Consider the following 1665-nt stretch of genomic DNA (forward strand, 5'->3'; position numbering starts at 1 on the left):
CGATGGCCTCGATACTCTTGGACTGCTCATTGAGCTGATTGATCAGCTGAATGGTCTTGTCCACCTGCTTGCTGATGAGCGAGGAGGTGTCCACCACGGATTGCAGCAGATCGGCCCCCTGTTCGGCACTGCGCAAGGTCTCCTGCGCCGTGCTATGGGCCACCTGGGCGGCATCCCTGACGGCATGATTCTTGGTCACCCGCTCAGTGATCTCGCTGGCGAACTTGATCACCCGATTAACCTTGCCGCTCTCATCCCGAATAGGGTTGTAGGTGGCTTCCAGCCAGATGGTATCGCCGTGGCTGTTGTGACGCATGAAGAGACCGGATTTGAACTGGCCCTGGGCCAGCTCTTCCCAGAAATGGGGCTGCTCCCGATAGAAGGCGTCATCACAGAACATGCGGTGATGGTGTCCCTTGATTTGGGAAAGGCTGTAGCCCATACACCCCAGAAAATTGGCATTGGCGGAGATCACCTCCCCCGCGGGAGTGAACTCGATCATGGCAAGGGAGCGATCCAGCGCCTTGGAGACGGCCTCCTGACTCAGCAGGCGCTGGTGATGCTCGGTCACATCGCTGGCGATCTTGATCACCTGGGTCACTCGCCCCTGTTGCTTCACCGGGAAGTAGCTCGCCTCCAGCCAGAGCGCCTCGCCCCGCTTGTTGATGCGCGGAACAATGCCGGATTGGACCCTGCCTTGTTGTAGCTGAGTCCAGAGTTGCTGGTAATCAGATGACTGAGCCAGTGCCTTGCTGCAAAACATCCTGTGATGCTGACCCTGGAGTTCAGCTGCGCTGTATCCCATCAGGTTCAAGAAAGGCTCATTGGCCTCCAGAATACCGCCGTCCGGCGTAAAGATGATGGTAGCGACACCACCCTTGACGGCATCAACGAATCCCTGCAGTTCGACGAGCTGCGTCTGGCAGTTCTGCAGTTGCGCCTTCAGCTTGTTATTGAACATGAATGTCATACCTCTGTACTGACGATGTGAGAACTGACAAAAAAACACCTGCAATCAAGGTGAACGAGTACGAGCCTGATGAGGCTGATCATAGTTGAGCGCAGCAACGCGATCCGGTTATGGCCAACATTTTGCCGTTGATAAATTGATAAAGATCACAAGGGTGCCATTACGGCTGTCGGAACAAACCGGATCAGCTCTCACCATAGGCGGGCTCACTGCCCCGGCAGCCATTCCAGATACGCCGGATTGGCCACAAAACCGATGCGTTCATACAGAGGGCGCCCCTCATCGCTGGCATGCAGCCACACCTTGCCCAGTCGTTCGGCGCTGGCATGGGCCACCATGGCATCGAGCAGAGCGCTGGCCATGCCCTGCTTGCGATATGCCGGCAGTGTATACATATTGAGCAGATAGGCCTCCCGCCCTGACAGGTTGCCGGGATAGGGCGGCCGCACAAACAGGGCCAGCGTGCCGCTCGCCACTACCTCATCCCCGACCTCGGCCACCCAGGAACGCGCGCTGTCATCGGCCTGCGTCGTGCTGAAATAGGCACTGGTCGCCTGCCAGAGATCCAGATCGGCCAGAGGATCGCTCAGCTCGCCCACCTCGCAAAACAGCCCCATACGCAGACTCACCAAGGCGGGAATATCAGCCTGCGTTGCCTGACGAATGATCATCTGCACCTCCCGGTGTCATTACTG

General features: G+C 57.8%; 2 protein-coding genes. Both read right to left on the minus strand.

Going from position 1 to position 1665, the window contains the following annotated elements:
- The coding region (locus BN1128_RS01940) for a PAS domain-containing protein (protein WP_042865920.1) at positions 1–961 on the minus strand (961 nt) is incomplete at its 3' end.
- A gap of 215 nt (positions 962–1176) precedes the next feature.
- Positions 1177–1641 (minus strand): GNAT family N-acetyltransferase, encoded by a 465-nt coding sequence (locus BN1128_RS01945; protein WP_042865922.1) that lies wholly within the window; start codon positions 1639–1641, stop codon positions 1177–1179.
- Positions 1642–1665 lie beyond the last annotated feature (24 nt).

The organism is Aeromonas piscicola, from assembly GCF_000820005.1.
Classification (GTDB): domain Bacteria; phylum Pseudomonadota; class Gammaproteobacteria; order Enterobacterales; family Aeromonadaceae; genus Aeromonas; species Aeromonas piscicola.

What these genes read in the sequence shown, in the direction of transcription:
- BN1128_RS01945 (WP_042865922.1), bottom strand. Translation starts at nt 1,641, where the DNA reads ATGATCATTCGTCAGGCAACGCAGGCTGATATTCCCGCCTTGGTGAGT.